The 2,583-nt window shown below is 71.9% G+C and carries 3 protein-coding genes; 2 read left to right on the top strand and 1 reads right to left on the bottom strand.

Going from position 1 to position 2,583, the window contains the following annotated elements:
- Nucleotides 1-31: 31 nt before the first annotated feature.
- The gene (locus STSP_RS34120) at nucleotides 32-646 is read right to left on the bottom strand and encodes a TetR/AcrR family transcriptional regulator (protein ID WP_067284913.1); all 615 of its coding nucleotides are present in this window, start codon (nucleotides 644-646) and stop codon (nucleotides 32-34) included.
- 183 nt (nucleotides 647-829) lie between these two features.
- On the opposite strand from STSP_RS34120, the gene STSP_RS34115 reads away from it, so the two are divergent.
- Together STSP_RS34115 and STSP_RS34110 are read left to right on the top strand one after the other, a co-directional pair.
- Nucleotides 830-1,672 carry a phosphatase PAP2 family protein gene (locus STSP_RS34115; RefSeq protein ID WP_067284912.1) on the top strand — a complete coding sequence of 281 codons (843 nt, stop codon included), beginning with the start codon at nucleotides 830-832 and terminating at the stop codon, nucleotides 1,670-1,672.
- Nucleotides 1,669-2,583, top strand: a 915-nt coding sequence (locus STSP_RS34110) for a DMT family transporter (protein ID WP_198547506.1), incomplete at its 3' end; no start/stop codon positions are given. The genes STSP_RS34115 and STSP_RS34110, both read left to right, overlap by 4 nt.

The following is a 2,583-nucleotide window of genomic DNA, read 5'->3' as shown; positions in this document are numbered from 1 at the left end:
GGGCGGCGGGCGGCGGGCGGCGATCTGACGATCAGGTGTTCCCGGGCAGCCCGAGCGCGGGCAGCACGCAGGATTCCAGAAAGCGCGTGAGATACGGCGTGTCCGCGTCCCGTCCCTCCAGGAGCGGACGCGCCCGCAACACGCCCAGCAGCTGCGCGGAGACGAATTCCGCGGCCGGATGGTCCGCCGGGATCTCGCCCCGCCGCACACCGCGCCGCACCATCTCCTCGATCGCGCCGATCTCCGGCTCGACGACCGCCTCACGCAGTGCCCGCCGCAGCTCCTCGTCCTGCAGGACGGCATGGCCGAGCGCCTGCATGAGCCGGGTGTCCTTGTAGGAGCGCTCGCCCGCATGCCGGACGACCTCGCGCAGGTCTCCGGCCAGGCTGCCGGTGTCGATGTCCGCGAGGCTCGTACGGCTGCAGGTGCGCAGGGCGGCGGCGACGAGCTGGGGCTTGGTCTTCCACTGCCGGTAGAGCGTCGACTTGCTGCAGCGGGTGCTGGCGGCGACGCCCTCCATGGTCAGGGAGTCGTATCCGTTCTCCCGGAGCTGCTGGAGCACGGCGTCGTAGAACTCCTGCTCGCGCTCCGGCGTGATCTTGGAGCGACGCGAAGAACTCACTGCATCTGCCGACTGCGACGTCATGGCCCGCTCCTGGCTCTTCTCCTCGTCGAGGTGGTCTACCTCACCTTATCGATACGCAAGCGTACGATACGTCGGCGTATCGGTACACTGCCGTATCGATGAGCACCGGGCTGTTCCCCTACAAGAGGGCACAGCCCTGCTCACGGCGTAACAAAGGGAAACGTCGCCAGTAAAGGGGCCGGCATGCCATCCCAGACCGAGCCTGCGGAAGCAGAACCGGAACCCGACCGAAAGCCGCAGCCGCGCACGGACCGGCCCCCGCTGATCCGTGAACTGCTGCTCGTCGCCGGTCTCTTCCTCGTCTACAAGTTCGGCAGGCAGCTGGCGAACGGCCACACCGACGCGGCCTTCGACAACGCCCACCGAATATGGAGCCTCGAGCGGACCCTGCATCTGCCGGGCGAGGCCTCCCTACAACAGCCCCTGCTGAACAGCGAAGCGCTCGTCCACCTCGCCAACGTCTACTACGCGACCGTGCACTTCCCGGCGACGGCGCTCTTCCTGGCCTGGCTCTATCTGAGGCGGCCGCGGCACTACGTGTGGAGCCGCCGGGTCCTGGCCACGGTGACGGCGGCCGCGCTCGTCCTGCATCTGACGTTTCCGCTCGCCCCGCCGCGCATGCTCGACGCCGCGCATCTCGTGGACACCGCGCAGGTGTACGGGCCCTCCGTCTACAGCGACACACCGGGGACCGACACCATGGCGAACCAGTTTGCCGCGATGCCGTCCCTGCACGTCGGCTGGGCCCTGATGGTCGCCGTCGGCCTCATCGCCGCCACCCGGTCACGGTGGCGGTGGCTGTGGCTCCTCCATCCGCTGCTCACTCTGCTCGTGGTGGTCGGGACGGCCAACCATTACTGGCTCGACGCGATCGCGGCCACGGCTCTGCTGGGCACGGCTCTGGCAGTCGTGCGGATGCCCCATACGTACGACCTGCCCAGGCCGCGCCGCTCGCTGGTGGTGGCGCGGGGCGGCACCGCCCCGGCAGGCGCCGGCTCCATGGCCGAGGCGAGGACGGGCCGATGAGCGCCACACTCGTCGCCCTGATGCTGTCGCTGCTCTCCGCGATCGCGTACGCCGTCGCGGCTGTGGCGCAGGAACGTCTTGCCGCACGGACCCGGGAATCGGACACCGGCCTGCTGCGACTGCTGGGCAGCGGTGCGTGGTGGTCGTCCGTGGCGCTGAACGCGTCCGCGGCTCTGCTCCACGTGGTGGCCCTGAAGTACGGGCCGCTGACGCTCGTACAGCCGCTGGGAGCGCTCACCTTGGTCGCCGCCGTGCCACTGGGCGCGCGGCTCGCCGGACAGCGCGTCACCCGTGTCGAGTGGCGCGGCACGGGGCTCACCCTCCTCGGCCTGGGCGCTCTCCTGCTCACCACGTCGGGACCGGCCCCCGACGACACGCTCTCGTCGGGCGAGGCGGTGGGCGTCGCCGCCGCGACGATGCTGCTGATCGCTGTGCTCTCGCGGCCCGGCACCCGTCCCGGACTGCGGCACGCGTCCGCGTCCGGCATCGCGTCGGGCGTCGCGTCGGCCCTCACGCAGACCGTGACCGTGGCGGTCACGGACCGCTCGGGTCCCCTGCTCGACGCCCAGGTGATCGTGGTGGCGCTGCTGGTCGCGGCCTTCGCTGTGGGCGGGCTGCTGCTCTCGCAGACCGCCTACCGGGGCGGCCTCGGCGCGCCCCTCGCCGTCGTCACCCTGGCCAACCCGATCGCCGCCGCCGTCATCGGCCTCACCCTGCTCGGAGAGCGCTTCCAGGGCGGCTTCACCGGCCTGCTCCTGGCCCTCGCGGGAGCGGCCACGGCCGCCTGGGGCGTGGTCGTCCTGGCGCAGCACGCGGGGGCGCGGCAGCCGGCGGGGCCGGTGGGGCCGCTGGGCGGGCCGATGCCGGGCGGCCACGCAGAGGCGGCCGCGGGTACGGCCGGGGGCTACGCC

The sequence above is a fragment of the Streptomyces jeddahensis genome (assembly GCF_001642995.1).
Taxonomy (GTDB): domain Bacteria; phylum Actinomycetota; class Actinomycetes; order Streptomycetales; family Streptomycetaceae; genus Streptomyces; species Streptomyces jeddahensis.
Note: the sequence above shows the minus strand (reverse complement) of the source record. Positions and strands in the feature narration are given on the sequence as shown.